Genomic DNA, 15,852 nt, shown 5'->3' with positions numbered 1-15,852 from the left:
GACGCCGGGTGAGAAGTGGCCGAGTTCGCGCGACACGGTCCGGTTCGTCGACAATCTAGATGGATCCTACTCGGCCGTGATTGATGCGTCGCAGGATGAACTGGATGCCGGAGCTCTCCTAGTGCATCGAATTGGGGGTGTGAACTACTCCATGCAGCCGCTTCCACTGCCGATGCAACGATGGTGGAGCGTACACATTGGACAGTTCTTTGGCTCAACCAGTGGTGCCGTCCTGGATACCGACATCGAACTACCGGTCAGCCCGCATTTTTCTCTAGAGGCACAAGTCAATGCCAAGCTCTTTGGATCGAGCGTGCGAGATATTCGCCGCCCGGGCACCGACAGCACATGGGTCGGACTGTCAGCGTGGGGTAAGAGCTATCTGCATAGGCAGACACGGCCAAAGAAGTACGCTCCGTTTGCGGCAGTCGGTGTAGGCGTTGTGGGAGATAAGAGTCAGTGGAGCCCATCCGTCGCGGTGACGGCCGGCACCGGAATCGATGTTCGGGGGAGGTTTCGGGTCGACGTGTCAGTCTTTGCTGAACAGGTTCTCGGGCCAGGCGACGATCCTCAACACTGGGGCTTTCGGGTTGCTCTGAAACTACGGCGAGGTGTATCGTGGTGGACGCCGCCCCTGCCCTGCTCGGACCGGTGATCAAGTAACGTTGTGCTAATGGCACATCAGACCTGATCCATCAACTCCTACGGTCGTTAGTCAGCCTTTTGTACCCGTCGGATATCCGCAGATCATCCAGCCAGATTGACACCTCGATATCTTCGAGCGTCGCTCCCCTGTCCAGCGCTTGCTCTACGTAATAGAGCGCGGAATCCCGGCGGGCCAGTATCTCATGCACCTTTGCGGCCACCACTAGGTCTGACGGCTGAATTCGTTCAAGTGACAGCAGGTGGTACATGGCCGATCGGGCGAGATCAGGTTGCCCGAGCTTCGCATACGCCTCCGCGATATAGTTCAGTGCGTTGCGATCATTGGGATTGATCTCGAGGCGATCCGAAGCCAGTCCAATTACCCGCCACCACGCGTCAAGTGCTTCCTCCTCACGCTCGGTCTTCCAATACGCGTTACCGAGTTGATCCCAGCTATCGTAATCGAGCTCCTGGACACTAATCGCACGCTCGAACCAGTGAGCCGCCTGCTCGAAGTCGCGATGCGAATAGTACAGGCGTGCGATGTTGTCATTCGCGAACGCCACCGCAGATGTCGTATTTGTATCGACCTCCGTGGCGTAAATGAACTGCGCCATCGCATCCTCCCACCGCCCGAGCTCCCTGTACTGGGCGCCGAGATTGTTATATCCCCACGGGTTGTCCGGGCGAAGCTCGATCACCCTTCGGAAACACGATGCAGCTTCCTCATGCCGGCCTTCATAGTGATAGAAGATCCCCAGACCATTATTGTACTGCCAGTAGTCCGGCTTCAGCTCAATGGCCTTCTGATAGTATTGCTCGGCCTTGATGACCTGGTCTCGGAGGCCATAGATCTTGCCCAGATTGTAGTGGACCGCTGCCGAATTGGGTAGGAGCGATTGAGCCCGAATGAATTCGTTTTCGGCATTGTCGATCTCACCTCGCTCGAGATACGTCAATCCAAGTGCGATTCGGGCAGGAGCGAGATCCTTATTCAGATCACGAGCCCTGGTACCATGCTGAACGGCCAGATCAATGAACTGAGCATCTCTCGTGAGTTTGTACTTCTGCAGATAGGCCTCGCCCAGGGCAGCGTGTGCAATCGCATACGTGTCATCCTCGCTCACGGCGGCTTTCAGGAGATCGATCGCCGCATCCACGTTCGCCTCGTCTTCGCTCTCGAACAGGTAGCCTCTTGCACGCGTGTACTCCAAATAGGCATCCGATACGGCCGTACTCCCCACACTGAGTTCGTCCAGGACGTCGAGATCGACGTACAGACCGAGCAGGCCGGCGAGACCGACAACCACCTCCTCTTGCAGTCTCCCGATGTCGGAGTACGGGATTCGTAGGAGACGACTGTCCGCGACGCGGGCGTCAGGGAATTCAACAAGGTCGAGCTGCACGAGTAACTCGTCCGTTGCGTCCTGCGCGCTCGGACGGATCACCAGATCGACACCGAACTTCTCGGCTGCACCTTGCGGACTACTGACTTCTCGATAGAGGATGTCATCTGTCGGAACGACGGAGAGCCCGCCGCTGCGTCCTTCGAGTCGCACCAGACTGCTCGTGATGGCCTGGTACAATCCGTTCACCAGCATCGAGTCGGCGCCAACGTTGACAAAGGGCAAGACGGCGAGATCAACCGGTTCTGCTGGAGGCAGGGTACAGGAGTCAATGAGATTGTCGACAGCGAGGGTCAAGACGAACAGTGATAGCAAAACGGCTGCCATCTTGCCGGGCCACGCCATTCTCATCATGCGATCCGTGGCCCGGTCCAGCCATGACACGGGTTCAGGCGACCCAGGCGATTCCGGCAAGGGCCGCGGCTCCTTCAGCTTCCGAAGCTCGTTCCCGAGCTCCTCAACCGACTGCAACCGCTCGGATCGATCCTTGACAAGACACCGACTGATAACGTCCACCAATCCGTCCGGCACATCCGGACGATTGAGAGCGATCGCCGGCGGATCGACATTGAGTACCTGATAGATAGTCGCCTGCTGATGCTCTGCCAGAAACGGATGGACACCAGTGAGCATCTCGTACAATAGCAGGCCCGTAGCCCAGACATCGGTACGGGCATCCACACCTTCGCCCCGGATCTGTTCGGGAGCCATGTAGCCAGGGGTACCGACAATAGAGCCTTGCGGAGTCAGCGTACTCTGGCTCGCCACCTTGGCCACACCGAAGTCGAGCAGCCTGATGTGGCCACGTCGCGTCACCATCACGTTCGCCGGCTTGACGTCCCGGTGCACGATTCCGTTTTCATGTGCTTCGGCTAATCCGGCCGTGATCCCGATTCCGTAGTCGATCACGCGGGCGACCGGAAGCGGCCCGCGATCGATCTTCTTCTTGAGCGTCTCTCCGTCGTAATAAGCCATAGCGACGAAGAGTTGACCATCATCCAATCGTCCGACTTCATGCACCACGGCGATGTTGGGATGATTCAGCGACGAAGCCGCGTTCACCTCATGCTTGAACCGCGAGACTGCCGACTCGTCACGGCTCATTTCCGGCGGCAGGAACTTGAGCGCCACGTCGCGCGGTAAATTCGCGTCATGGGCCCGATAGACGACACCCATGCCTCCGCCGCCGAGGTGCTCTTCAACTCGAAAATGCGAGACCATCTTCCCCAGCAGTCCGTACGGGTCGACTCGCTGGTCGTCATCGAGGACTTCAGACAGCGAATCGGATGGGAAAATCGGTCCGAGGTCATCGAAGAAACGAATGGCTTCCTCGTGCGCCTTGATCAAGTCCAAAATCTCTGCTTTGAGATCCTGATCCGCGCGACAGGCATTGTCGAGCGCACGAAGCCTCTCTTCGCCCGGCAGATCTACCACATCGGCGAAGATGGATTCGACTCGCTCCGGATCCAGGACTTTCATGGCTGTCGCCCGTCTTGCACCGAGGGACGTTTCGGATTCTCCATTTGTCGGTGTAACCATATGTGCCCCAACGCCCAGTGCTTCTTGATAATCGCGAGTTGGCAGCCGTGGGCTGCGGCGATCTCAGAGGCGCTCAAGCGGCCGAAGAGGACACATGTTGCCACGTCCGCCCTGACAGCGTCGATGGCTTCGAGCGACGTCAGCGCGGAATCGAGTTTGAGCAGAGCGCTTATCGTCTGCTCGCCGAAGACCACGCGCCCCACTCTCGGATCAGCGAGTGATTGATCATTTGCTTCTCGACGGAAACCGTCGGGATCGTCGCCGACGCCCGGTTGACTGGTTGTGTCCCCTCCGTCGCAACAGCGTTCAGCGCACTCGACGAGTAGCTGTCGCAACGCACACGACGTGGCCCTGAGAAGCCGGGCACGGGTGCCGTAGTCGGCCAGGGCCGGACTTCGAGTACGGCTCAGAACCTCTCGAACCGCCGACCCGATGTCAATCGTGACTGTGCCGTTCAGCGGCAACGTAAATCGGGTCGCTTCGACGGACAACTGCCGATGCAGACCGACTACGAGTTCGTCGCGCCCGTCGGCGCCCGGCCCACTGCTGTTCCGTAGCAGTGCCGTGAGCTCACCCTCATCTGCGAACTGCATGGCTGCGCCAACATGCGCCCGGGTCGTAATACCCGCGAGGTCCCGCGTCCCCACCGTAGGATTGACATGGATATTGTGTCGACGCCGGGTCTCATTATTTGACAACAGACCCTTCCGTTCGTCGGAACCTCTTCGCCGAATCCTTACGTGATGCATAAGTCAGATTCAGGCAAACATGCAAGGGGGGAATCCCTGATAGTCGCGGATGGCGCCTGTTTTACAGTCGATTGCGACGAAAAGCGCGGGAGAATCCGCGACCCGTGAACGTCTCCGTATCAGTTACCCCGATCGGGCACCACAACCCGTCACGCCGTTTTCTCCAGCGCTCTCAGCACAACTCGACAGTGAGCTGGTCCGATTCCGGCACGAATCAAGTTCAGGTCCCGCCACTCGCATGAAATCCTCCAGATCGAGTACCTTATCGTTGGAAACTCGCCTCCCCTGCTCGCCTGGGAGCAATAGCGCCCGACTCGAATCCTCACTCCACCCGGCCCCATGAAAGATCTATTTGACCGTCTCTTTTCGCAGGCAAGCGGAATGCCGTTCCGCATCACATACCCGGATGGGTCCGTCGTCAAGTATGGCGGCGATGGCGAACCACGGTTCAATCTGATCTTCCGGACGGAGAAAGTGATGCGCGCCATTCTCGTCAACGTCGACCTCGGTTTCGGCGAGGCCTATATGGTCGGCGACATCGACATCGAGGGGAACATGGTCGACCTGATGACGATGGTGATGACGACCAATCTGGTAGACGCCTTCCGCAAAGTCGTCTATAGTCCGACCAACATCCTCAGAAATCTTCCGAACCAGGCGCGCGTGTTCTGGCAGTATCTGTATCAGCGGCACACGTACGAGAACGACAAGCGATATATCTCCGAGCCGTACGACCTCGGTAACGACTTCTATGCGCTGTGGCTCGACAAGGACATGCAGTATACCTGCGGGTACTTCAAGACGCCCGACGATTCCATCGATCTCGCACAGGATCAGAAACGCGAACACCTGTGCCGCAAACTCCTTCTTCAGCCTGGAGAAACGCTTCTCGACATCGGCTGCGGATGGGGAGGCATGATGATTTACGCTGCTCAGCATTACGGGATCACCGGCGTCGGCGTGACCCTGTCGAAGGAGCAGGCGGAGGAATCGAATCGGCGTATCCAGAAAGCGGGGTTGCAGGACCGAATCCATGTAGAGCATGCCGACTATCGGGATCTGCCGAAGCAGGGCCGCGTGTTTGACAAGGTCGTTTCGGTGGGCTGCATGGAACACATCGGAGAGCGAAACCACGACCTGTTCTTTTCCATCGCCAAGCAGTCGCTCAAGCCGAACGGCACACTCGTAATTCACACGATCGGGAAGATGAAACCCGGACAGAGCCTAGCGTTCGGCAACAAGCACGTGTTCCCCGGTGTGTATACTGCGACGCTTTCAGAGATCTCTCTGTGCGCGCAAAAACTCGAGATGCGAATCATGGACGTCGAGAACCTGCGGCTGCATTACTCCTACACGACCCAGCGGTGGCTGGATGCGTTTGAGGCACACGTGGATGAGATCCGCGAGATGTATGATGAGCAACTCGTTCGCCTGTTTCGCATTTACCTTAGCCATGGTGTTGCGCTCATGCGATACGGTACCAACGAACTGTATCAGATCATCATGACGCCGGGCGTCGACAACGAACGACCGCTTACGCGTGACTGGATGTACGCGGAGAAATCGCATAACGGCCGCGAGACTGTTCCGAATAAGCTGGTTGCCGAACCCGCGGACTAAATCGCAGGGCAGGACCGGAGTGCGATGGACTCCGCCAGGCGTAGTGCTGGCCGGCCGACCGTTCGTCTATCTCGCGACCACCATTCGCCTCGTCTCGACGTAGTCCCCGGCCTGCAGTCGGTACAGATAAATGCCAGTCGGAAGTCCCGCGGCATCAAAGGACACGTCGTATCGCCCCGCCGGCTTCGTTCCGGAGGCGAGGACGCGGACTCGTCTTCCTAGCACGTCGAAGACCATCACCGTAGCGTCGGCCAGCGCAGGCAGCGTGTAGGAAATGGTCGTGTTCATGCTGAACGGGTTGGGGTAGTTCTGAAACAAGACAACTGTAGACGCAGCCATTGATGGATCACCAAATGCTACCGGATCTATGCTGCCCAGATAGTCTGAAATACCGTTTAGCAATGCGGCCGCAGAGACCGCAAATTCGGTAACATTCTGGGTCCGGATCTCTTCATACGTCAGGGCCAGTACCGCGTCGCCGTGGTTCAGCCAGAACCAGCTCTCCGGATATACAGTCGGCGTTTGCGTCGTCCAGCTGATGAACCCGTCCCAATCGAGAATTCCCTGCGGCCAGTAGTGGCGCACGCTTCGAATGAATGTTCGCTCTTGCGCCGCGTACAAAGCCGATGTCCCGTTCTCATGATGATAGACGAAGTATCTCGATCGACTGCTGCCGTCGGCGTGCATGTTAAGCGCAATACGTACGGGTGACTCAGAAGTCATGTACTCCTCGAACAGCTTCCGTAGCGTCGCGACTTCAGGCTCCGGCTGTGGCGTGTCCCAGCCTCTCTCGAGGTCCACGCCGTTTGCGTTCTGGCGGGCGAATCCGAGTTCAACACCATCGGGGTTATACATGGGCATGATGTTGAACACGCACGTGCTGCGGAGTCCTTGCGCGAGCGGGCTGTCCCCCGCCAGGATACGAATGATCTCGCGGGTCGTATACAGCGACTCGACTTCGCTTGGATGGGTTCGTGCGTGCATTGAGACGCGGAATCGGGGAGGCTGTCGTTCCACCGTATCCGTCACCGTAACTAGCCACAACGAGCGACCTTGAACGCTTTCGCCCGGCTGACGAAGCTCGACAAACGGACTGCGCTGCCATATCGCGAGATCGACCAGCAAGCTGTCGTAGTTGTATCCCCAATTGGTCGTGCCGTATCTGACGGTTGAGGCATCATGCACTACATCAGGAACGTATTGCTCCGCGTGAATTGACCCCTGTGACAACGCGGCGGACTGCCCGACTGCGGTCTGTATCGACAGGCTAGAACTCGCCACGCAACATATAAACACTGACCGTGCAAAAGATTGTGTCGTTGACCTCATGGGGATTCTCGACCGGATGGCATGGACAAGAATTGACGACGCGTTCGGTCAAGTCTCGAACTCATCTCACTACCTACGGACAGTGAGGGGTCGCGGTCTGCCGGGAAAACCCTGAAATCGACGGTTGGACAACCTCCGCCCTCCGACCCGCTTCGTCACGTACGTTGTGTAACTACGGGCCTCCATGATCGTACGGAGTGTGAGAGAGGCGCGCAAGGATCCGTGTCGTACATGAGCTTTTCCCATGCTCCGTCTGTGCGGATCCGGAGTCCGGCGTGCCATCTCAGACTAAGGTGTTGCCCGATGACAGATCCAGAATCAGATGAAACAACGGGTCTCGACGACGAGTGGCAGCCGTTCTGGCAGGCGATGCATGAGATGGAGATCGACGACGAGATCCGGCCCAGGTTTATGGACGCCGTGGAGGGACGAATAAGCTGGGAGGAATTTCGAGCTGACCTGGAGGCCTCGGACGAAAAACGGCGTGTGAAATGACCCTGCCGTTATCACGGCGATCGGGACCGACGCGGGCTCACCGGGCCGTGTGGTACCGTGTTCTTCAGCCGAGCGACGCCACATTATATGGAGCAGCATTACCGCACGGCGGGCCCCGGGCGATGATGTTTCTCCGGGGCCGGGCGACGTCACTTGCCGCCGAACATTCCGAACCAGGGAGTCGCTACCTGATACCGACCAGTTCGACCTCGAAAACGAGTGTGGCATGTGGCGGTATTGCGCCACCAGCACCACGCGCACCATAACCGAGATCCGGCGGGATGACGAGGATTCGTCTCTCCCCGACCGCCATACCCTCGACGCCTTGATCCCACCCTGAAATCACGCGGCCGGCGCCGAGCGGAAACGAGAACGTGTCGCCACGATCGCGGGAACTGTCGAATTTCTTGCCGCGATTGTCAGCGGCTGACGCATCGAACAGCCAGCCGGTGTAATGGACGACCGCCGTGCTGCCGGCTGAAATAGGGTCGCCGTCGCCCTGTTCGATTACTTCTATTTTCAGTCCACTATCGGTTGTCATGATCTCGGGGTTGGTTGGTAGAGGAAACAACTCACGCATCTGGCGACATCCGTTCGTCATCGACGCTGGTTCGAAGATCACTTCACTGGTCGCCGCTGTCCTTCAATCGGTCAGCAAACCGTTAGTTCTGTGCCAGGTCCCTGGACACGAATTCAGCTGTACGATCTGCCAGAGCTACGCGTTGACGGTTACATCAAGTACAGCGCAAAGAACAGCATCAGTAGCAGGAGCAGAACGGCGACCGCGGTGTAGCTTGTCTTCTGGCGGGGAAATTCGTAGCCGCAATAGGGGCAGGTCTCGTAGTCGGCGCGACGTCCGTGCACATCCATGGCGCATGACGGGCATTCAAACGAATCAGCCATTCTCTATTGTTTCAAACTTGCCCGGATTGCAACGGCGACGGTCCGATGTCGCAACCACTAAGTAAAAAGCCCGGCTCACAGGCGCAAGACGGGCTTCTTGCGGAACCCGGATACGATCCAGATAGTGACGAGCAAGCGCTGTTCGCTCCGCCGTTGGCCGACCGGAGGCGAACACGGGGCGCCGGAGAGATGCTGTTCGTACACTCGAGCGACACCGGATCAGCGGCTAACGTTATGCCAGCTTCTTTCGCCCGACCGCTCTGGCCTCTTCGTCATCAAGTACGAGCGTCGCTTCGGCATCGAGCACGCCGTTCCAGTTGAGGAGCCAGTCGGCAACCGCCTGCGGGTCATCGGACTCAACAACCGCGGCACCAGTGAACCCCACCAGGTCATGCCACCGTCCGATGAGTTTTATTCTGTCGCCCAGATCGGCCTGGTCATCTTTCGCCGACATCTCGGAGAATGCCTTCAGGACTTCGTGTCGTTTGTCTTCGTGGACTCGCCAGTTAACAAGGAACTTCATCAGTTCTATCCTCGATTCGATTAACGAAAACACTTGTGCGCGGAATGACACGCACGTGGCTCGAAGTGGTGAGACTTCGACCGCCTGACGGCGGATTGCCGTCGCCTATGATATGATTTCCAACGCCGACAATCTAATTGCGGTTTGACGCGACAGGCCTCACCCATGTCAGAGGCACCATGAACGCAATCCGCCGCCGGCTGTCTTTGCAAGGCGTGCCGTAGTGTTCGGGCGGCGACTCAGTTACATATTGCGGGCAGACAGACGGTGATGACGCCTTGGACCCGCATCATAGCTGAGTCCCGTCCGACGCAAGAAGACGCCGGCTCGTAGACTGCGCCGTGTCGTTTGCCACCGGTGAATCTTCGCTCCCGCAGTGGTCGTCTCGTACACTCAGCGCTCCAGCCGCTCCACTCTCCCGGTAGCTGCTGATAATAGTAAGTCGCAACCGGGCCAAGCGGTTGCGATCGATGTGCGGCTGCAGGAGGCTGCCGCCACTACAGGGGACGGCCTAACCGACGAATCTCACGATGAAAGCGAGCTCCAGCAGAAGTGCGGAACCCAGGATGGCCCACAACCTCAGAGTATGGCGACCCTTTCGACTGAGTAGGACTTGCGACATGCTCATGTTGAAAAGTTTGTTACCATATAAATGCATGTTTTTCGGAGATTTGCGATCGTCAGGCTTCGGCTTGCATTTGAAACTCCGGAGACTATTTGATCTGGGTCGCTCAAGAAAGGTCGCCGCACACATTTGACCGCAATTGTCTATACTCGCGAAGTTCGTGACAAGCTGGCGGACGACTCATGTTGATTCCAGTGTTCGCTAGCGCCCCGACACGTTTGGTTAAGAGAAGCAGAAACAGAACTACAACCGCAATGCGAATCTATTTCAATCCACGCCTCGCAATCCTCGTCGCTCTCGTTATGACGATGGCTTTCGAGACGGTGGACGCCCAGGATCTTCATCCATCGCGTCGACTTAGTCCGATCGGGATCGCCCGGACGCACATCGGTGATACGTACGTGAAGGTCACGTACGGTCGTCCATACGTGCGTGGGCGTGCAATCTTTGGCGCCAATACCGACAGCACGACGTTCCTTGTCCCGTTCGGGCAGATCTGGAGAACCGGCGCGAGCGAATCTACCGAGATCACGGTGACGGGCCCGGTGATGTTGGCGGGAAACCACCTCGATCCGGGCACTTATTCTATCTACACTGAACCCGGCCCCGATGCCTGGGTGGTTCACATCAGTCCGCAGCTCGGACTTGACGGCACCGGCATCTTCAACCAGGAAACCGGCGTGTTCACGCCGGACGTCTACCAGGCGAACAACGATGTGTTCGCCGTGACGCTCCCGGTTCATATGCTGGCGGAAGATGAAACTGCCGACCCATTCACTATCTCGCTCGAGGAGTCAAAGTCTGGAGCGGATATGGTGATGCGCTGGGAACAAACGGAAGTGCGGGCGCCGATTCGGGTCCACTGATTCAGAGAACCGTCTCCCCTGGCCAGCCGCGGTTTCTTCTGACGCTACTGGATCAACAACGTCTTTCGCCGTGGCGAAGACGCCGGTGAGGTCATGCGGCTATGATTCAGAAAGCCGGAATGACTGTACGGCTCGAACGCTACAGCGTAGCCGTCTCTTTGCGAGTGTTTACGAACTCAGCCACTTCTTGACCGACCGAGTTAAACACTTCCAATGCCCGGCTTGCTGATGGCTGCGTTTGAGGCGTATGCAAGCGCCGACGGAGTCTGGCGCCCGACGATTGCCGGAGCCTCATGTATCAGTTCGTCATTAGCGAGCGCCTCCACCATGAATAGCGCAAAGTCCACACGGCGCGTGATATCGCTCTTGAGTATCGGGTCTCCGACGTGTGGGCTCCATACGGGCAGTCCCTGGCTCTCGCCCTCTTCGAGACCACTTCCGCGAACTACGGTCCACAGGGTATCACTCGCAAACACCCGCCGACAGGCCTCTACCTGGTCATCGATGTCCGCGACCCGAAAGACCCGAGCAACCCAACTGAACGCGGCAACGCCCCATTTGAAGGCGCGAGAGTAGACGTCCTGGCCATCACGTGTGATATGCCACCCGCACGAAAACACTAGGCGCGCGCCCGGGGCGGCATGATCCAGGACTGCCTGCGCGGTGCCGGACGAGTACCCGCTTACCCCCCAAGGAACTAAGACGGTGAGCACTCCTTGGCACCCTTCCAGCGCCGTCCCAATGACATCTCCGTCGTTTGTCGCTCCCGGCACGACATTGATGCGCCCGTTGAACGCATCGAGCTTACCAACGCTCTTTTCCCTGCACACTCCGACCACTTCGTAACCGCGGTCGAGCGAATGCTGGACCATGTACTTCCCGAGTTTTCCTGAGGCCCCGATGATACAGACCTTCATAGTGCGTATCTCCTAAGTCCGATAACCTGCCGCGCAATGACTTCGGATTCGCGGCACAGCACGCATCATGGTGGCGACGGAATCTGTCGAGGGACAGCTGACCGTCACCTGGCCGCGATTTTTGCGACACACGCACCGCAGTAACCTGTGACGAGTTCCCTACGTCATGCTGTGGCTGGCTCGCGACCGGTCCTCCGGTTTACATGTCGCCGTACGGCATTTTGGGTTCCTTGCCCAGCAGCCGTGAGTATACGGAGAGCGCACCGCGATGATGTGCCGTGTGCTCTGTCATGGCGCTGATCACTGACAGCCGGGGAGCACCACCCATGACCGGTCCGTCTGGCAGAGGCGTCATCAAATCAGAATCTGATTTGGTTGCAAGAACCTCCGCCGCGTTGGAGAACGCCTTGCTGAACCGCTGTCGTGCTTCGGTCAGCGAGGTACACGCCACAGCCTCGTCTATGTGTTTCTGGAAATCAAGATCGAAGCCGTCAGGACTAAACATACCGTCGATGAACCAGTCGACGGTTTGCGCTGCATGCGCGACATGCGACGCGACGGAGTACATTCCCTCCGCGGGGCGAAACACGGAGTCCTCCTCAGAGAGACAATCCGTGCTCCGTTCGAAGAAAGCCTGCGAGCCCTTCAGCTCGAGGATTAGTCCATCTTTTACCATGGTCTGTTGTGCCTCCTGTTTGAATAGGACGAGTGCTATCCGATGCGGGAAGAAAGATAAACTTCACGACAACTGCAGTCGCGGCCCTTGCGTGCTCCTCCTCTCCGCCGATCTCCGGGCTGGGATTCCTTGTGACCAGCGTCTTGCGGTCGAATAGTAGACTTTCCTGTAATCCGCCGATACCCTTAACCGATCGGATCCTCCACGCCTGAACCGGCGGTTGGCGCGGCGTTCTTGACGTGCAGATCCAGCCAGCGATTCGTCTCCCACAGCATGTGCATGATAGACTCTCTCGCCCGATACCCGTGGCTCTCGTGCGGCAGCATCACAAGGCGAGCAGTCTTCCCGAGTCCTTTCAGAGCATTGTAATATCGCCGACTCTGGAGCGGGTATGTCCCCGAGTTGTTGTCCGCCTCGCCGTGGATCAGCAGGATCGGTTCGTCCACCTTCTCTGCGTGCATGAACGGAGACATGTTGTAGTAGATGTCCGGTGCGTCCCAGAACAGCCGCTCTTCCGCCTGGAAGCCGAATGGCGTGAGCGTGCGGTTATATGCGCCACTCCGGGCGATTCCGGCTCGAAAGAGGTTGGAATGGGCAAGCAGGTTAGCTGTCATGAAGGCACCGTAGGAGTGACCTCCAATCGCCACACGGTTCGGATCAACGACGCCCCGCCGTGCTCCCTCTTCTATTGCGGCCGCCGCGTTGGCGACGAGTTGTTCGCGGAACGAGTCGTTCGGCTCTTCTTCGCCCTCACCTACAATCGGCATCGACGCGTTGTTGATTACGGCATAGCCCTGCGTCACGTACGGCACTGCTCCCCAGTAGCTCACATACTTGAACTGGTAGGGCGAGTCGTAGCGCTGACCGGCAGCGTCGGCGCTCTTGAACTCACGCGGATACGCCCAGACGAGCGCGGGCAACGGACCGTCGCGCTCCGATTCATACCCGGCCGGGAGATACAGCGTTGCCGTGAGCGAAATGCCGTCTTCCCTTTCGTACTGAATCGTCTCCTTGCTGACCCCGGCGAGTTGCGGATAGGGATGCGGGAAGTTCGTCAGCGCCACCAGATCCCCAGTCTTCAGATCCCGCAGATAGTAGTTCGGCGGCTCGTCGGCGGATTCACGACGGGTCAGCAATGTCATCGATTCCGGATCCAGAAGGGCGGCTACCGACTCGTAGTTCGGGGCTTCGGACCGGAAAAACTCAGTCGTTGTGAGCGACTCCAGATCCATGCGCCGCAGAAAGGGTCGGTTGCCTTCCGGGGAGGCACCGGCTCCGCTGAGAAAGATCGAACTCCCACCGTCCGCCGTGATGAGTACTCGTGTACCCGCATCGGTGGCCCGTGTGAGGGGTTGTCCCGGATCGTTATACCGGTCTTCAGACGAGTAGTCCATGATCACGCGGGCGTCCTTCATAGAGTCGTCGGGATCGACAGCATACACCCGGCGCGTTCGCGTCGACCACCACGACTCATACACGAGCGCCAGGTCGCCGTCACCCCATAGGATGCCACCGTAGCGCAGAGGCAGCGTTGCCAGTGCGGTCGGTGGTCCGTCGAAAGGAACCGATTGCTGAAAGACCTCGTCGCGGACATCGGCCTCGACGCGGGCGTCGCCGCCATCGCGGGCCTCGACCCACGACAGAGTCGCGGGGGTATCCGCCCTCCAACCGACGGACCGAACACCCTCCCGAACCGATCCGAAAGCCGTCGGAACAGCCTCAGCGAGGGGAAGATCTGCCACACTCTGAATCAGTTGTCCCTTCAGGTCCCAGACCTCGGTCGTCACCGGAAATCGGTACGCCGGAACGAGATAGGAATAGGGTTTCTTCAGATACTCCACGAGCACGAAGCGGCCATCAGGAGAAAGATCTGGCGCGTAGAAAAGTTGCGGGTCACCGATGGGTTCGGCCCCACCGTCGATGTCAACGTGCACGAGCTGGCTCGTCACGTAGTACGTAAACAGAGCCTCGTCGTGTGGACTGCTGAGCAAGTCCTGATACGTGCGGGCCTGCGCTTCCTCACCCGTCGCCTCCTGGATGATCGGACCCGCCGGCACGGCACGTGCCGTTGGTGGCGCGACCGCACTCTCCGGAATCGTTCGGACAACGAGCGAGTTGCTGCCAGGCACCCAGTCGAACGGCGCACCGTAAAACGCGTCGCTAACCGAATTCAACAGTCTGCGCGCCGCACCGGTGCTGACGGGCACCGCGAACAATTCGATCCGATCTTCCAGATCAACCGTAAACGCTATGTGTCGACTGTCGGGCGACCAACTGACATTCCTGATTCGGCCCTCCGCGGGGATGCCCCGGACGGCAATCTCATCCCCGGCAAGGTCACGAATTGTCAACGAACGGTAAGGACGGGACCGGCTGGGCCCGTTGTTGCGCGGGTTGACCCGGAGACCTGCAAGTCGCAATTCGGGAGCGGCTACCTCGGCTATCGACGGGAGGTTTGGTCGGTGCATCAAGAGCAGGTGTGAACGGTCAGGGCTGAGGCTGACGGCTGGAGTCGTCGGCGCATCCACCAACGCCGCGAGCGCGTCTGGAGGCTGCTGATAAACGTCCTGGGCCACGGCATCGATTGTACCGGCGACGAGGCAGACGACGAACAAAACTGGGAGTAATAGATGGCGATCGGATAATTCGTGTGTCATGGTCCTGTCCGCATTCGGGCGTTCTTCAGTGAGCAGTTGCCTTCGCGAGAAGGTAGGCCCGACTCGACTGCTGTTCAAGTGGGAGAAGGAGCCTCGGGATAGCATAGAATCGGCCACAACCGAAGCATGTTGTTGGCAACGATTTCAGCCGAGGAAACCACGACGCTGGTCCGGACAAGGCCAGAAGACGATAGTGATTGGGGCCATGTGTTAGTCGGCTTACGGTCTTGTATTCCAGGACCTACATCAGCAACCCGACGCCTTATTGTTGCGTAGCGCTGGTTTACGATCTGCGGAATCGGACCTGATGCGACATGTGCGCGGTCGTCTTCACGGCGGCTCATTCGAGGGCTGGGTGCTCCTACGATCACTTACATCCACTCGATCGAGTAGCCATAGATTCCCGCACAATCCAACTTCCAAATCATGAAACAGTCTGACCGCTCCCTCATACTCTGGATGAGAATCGGTGCCTGCGCCGCCCCACTTGCCGGACTTACCTACGTCTTCGGGTTCTGGGTGGACCTGGGAGGGCAGTCTGCCATGTGGTTTGCCCTGGCTTTCCCGCCAACCCTGCTTCTGGCATGCATCTCTCTGGTCGTCTTCATTGGTCGTGGACGGACATCCCCGGCTCTGCAAACAGCATTGATCTGTTCGGCCCTGGCGGTTGGGACGTTTCTCATCATGATCACGGTTCAGTCCAGCTTGCGCGTTACACTTTTGGCCGACGCACGCGCTCTAGATGATGGACAGGCAAAGGTGGCGGCGCAATGGGCCGTACGCGCTATGAACCAGACACAATTGGCCTTTGACATAGCCTGGGATGTCTGGATCTCGATGGCAACCGCCGCGTACGGGCTCGGCATGTTGGGACGATCCCGTTCATTGTTCGAGCGCCTGGC

At 58.5% G+C, this 15,852-nt stretch carries 14 protein-coding genes; 5 read left to right on the top strand and 9 right to left on the bottom strand.

Annotation, left to right across the window (positions count from 1 at the left end):
• On the top strand, positions 1-655 hold a 655-nt coding region (locus HKN37_11080; protein NNE47192.1), incomplete at its 5' end, for a hypothetical protein.
• A gap of 40 nt (positions 656-695) precedes the next feature.
• Here the strand turns inward: HKN37_11080 and HKN37_11075 are convergent.
• Both HKN37_11075 and HKN37_11070 read right to left on the bottom strand, forming a co-directional pair.
• Positions 696-3,530 carry a protein kinase gene (locus tag HKN37_11075; GenBank protein NNE47191.1) on the bottom strand — a complete coding sequence of 945 codons (2,835 nt, stop codon included), beginning with the start codon at positions 3,528-3,530 and terminating at the stop codon, positions 696-698.
• Positions 3,527-4,339, bottom strand: a complete 813-nt coding sequence (locus HKN37_11070) for a hypothetical protein (protein NNE47190.1) — start codon at positions 4,337-4,339, stop codon at positions 3,527-3,529. The genes HKN37_11075 and HKN37_11070 overlap by 4 nt, the downstream gene beginning before the upstream one ends.
• A 339-nt stretch (positions 4,340-4,678) precedes the next feature.
• On the opposite strand from HKN37_11070, the gene HKN37_11065 reads away from it, so the two are divergent.
• Positions 4,679-5,959: a class I SAM-dependent methyltransferase gene (locus HKN37_11065; GenBank protein NNE47189.1), complete on the top strand. Its 1,281-nt coding sequence runs from the start codon at positions 4,679-4,681 to the stop codon at positions 5,957-5,959.
• Positions 5,960-6,025: 66 nt separating this feature from the next.
• Here the strand turns inward: HKN37_11065 and HKN37_11060 are convergent, their stop codons facing one another.
• Positions 6,026-7,240 carry a T9SS type A sorting domain-containing protein gene (locus tag HKN37_11060; protein NNE47188.1) on the bottom strand — a complete coding sequence of 405 codons (1,215 nt, stop codon included), beginning with the start codon at positions 7,238-7,240 and terminating at the stop codon, positions 6,026-6,028.
• Between the two features lie 351 nt (positions 7,241-7,591).
• Here HKN37_11060 and HKN37_11055 point away from each other — a divergent pair, with 351 nt between their 5' ends.
• Positions 7,592-7,783, top strand: a complete 192-nt coding sequence (locus tag HKN37_11055) for a hypothetical protein (GenBank protein NNE47187.1) — start codon at positions 7,592-7,594, stop codon at positions 7,781-7,783.
• A 184-nt stretch (positions 7,784-7,967) separates the two neighbouring features.
• Here the strand turns inward: HKN37_11055 and HKN37_11050 are convergent, their stop codons facing one another.
• From HKN37_11050 to HKN37_11040, 3 genes are all read right to left on the bottom strand, one after another.
• Positions 7,968-8,324, bottom strand: a complete 357-nt coding sequence (locus tag HKN37_11050) for an FKBP-type peptidyl-prolyl cis-trans isomerase (protein ID NNE47186.1) — start codon at positions 8,322-8,324, stop codon at positions 7,968-7,970.
• 188 nt (positions 8,325-8,512) lie between these two features.
• Positions 8,513-8,686 carry a zinc ribbon domain-containing protein gene (locus HKN37_11045; GenBank protein ID NNE47185.1) on the bottom strand — a complete coding sequence of 58 codons (174 nt, stop codon included), beginning with the start codon at positions 8,684-8,686 and terminating at the stop codon, positions 8,513-8,515.
• A gap of 232 nt (positions 8,687-8,918) precedes the next feature.
• Positions 8,919-9,209, bottom strand: coding sequence for a DUF3303 family protein (locus HKN37_11040; GenBank protein NNE47184.1), 291 nt, complete (start codon positions 9,207-9,209; stop codon positions 8,919-8,921).
• 879 nt (positions 9,210-10,088) lie between these two features.
• On the opposite strand from HKN37_11040, the gene HKN37_11035 reads away from it, so the two are divergent.
• Positions 10,089-10,700 (top strand): DUF2911 domain-containing protein, encoded by a 612-nt coding sequence (locus HKN37_11035; protein NNE47183.1) that lies wholly within the window; start codon positions 10,089-10,091, stop codon positions 10,698-10,700.
• A 200-nt stretch (positions 10,701-10,900) separates the two neighbouring features.
• Here HKN37_11035 and HKN37_11030 read toward each other — a convergent pair whose 3' ends face one another.
• From HKN37_11030 to HKN37_11020, 3 genes are all read right to left on the bottom strand, one after another.
• Complete coding sequence (locus HKN37_11030; GenBank protein NNE47182.1) at positions 10,901-11,617, bottom strand: NAD(P)H-binding protein; 717 nt, start codon at positions 11,615-11,617, stop codon at positions 10,901-10,903.
• A 199-nt stretch (positions 11,618-11,816) separates the two neighbouring features.
• Positions 11,817-12,293: a DinB family protein gene (locus tag HKN37_11025; protein ID NNE47181.1), complete on the bottom strand. Its 477-nt coding sequence runs from the start codon at positions 12,291-12,293 to the stop codon at positions 11,817-11,819.
• A gap of 185 nt (positions 12,294-12,478) precedes the next feature.
• The gene (locus HKN37_11020) at positions 12,479-14,950 is read right to left on the bottom strand and encodes a S9 family peptidase (GenBank protein NNE47180.1); all 2,472 of its coding nucleotides are present in this window, start codon (positions 14,948-14,950) and stop codon (positions 12,479-12,481) included.
• A gap of 426 nt (positions 14,951-15,376) precedes the next feature.
• Between HKN37_11020 and HKN37_11015 the strand changes: the two genes are divergently transcribed.
• The coding region (locus HKN37_11015) for a hypothetical protein (GenBank protein ID NNE47179.1) at positions 15,377-15,852 on the top strand (476 nt) is incomplete at its 3' end.

The sequence above is a fragment of the Rhodothermales bacterium genome (assembly GCA_013002345.1).
Taxonomy (GTDB): Bacteria; Bacteroidota; Rhodothermia; order Rhodothermales; family JABDKH01; genus JABDKH01.
This window is presented reverse-complemented; position numbering and strand designations above follow the sequence as displayed.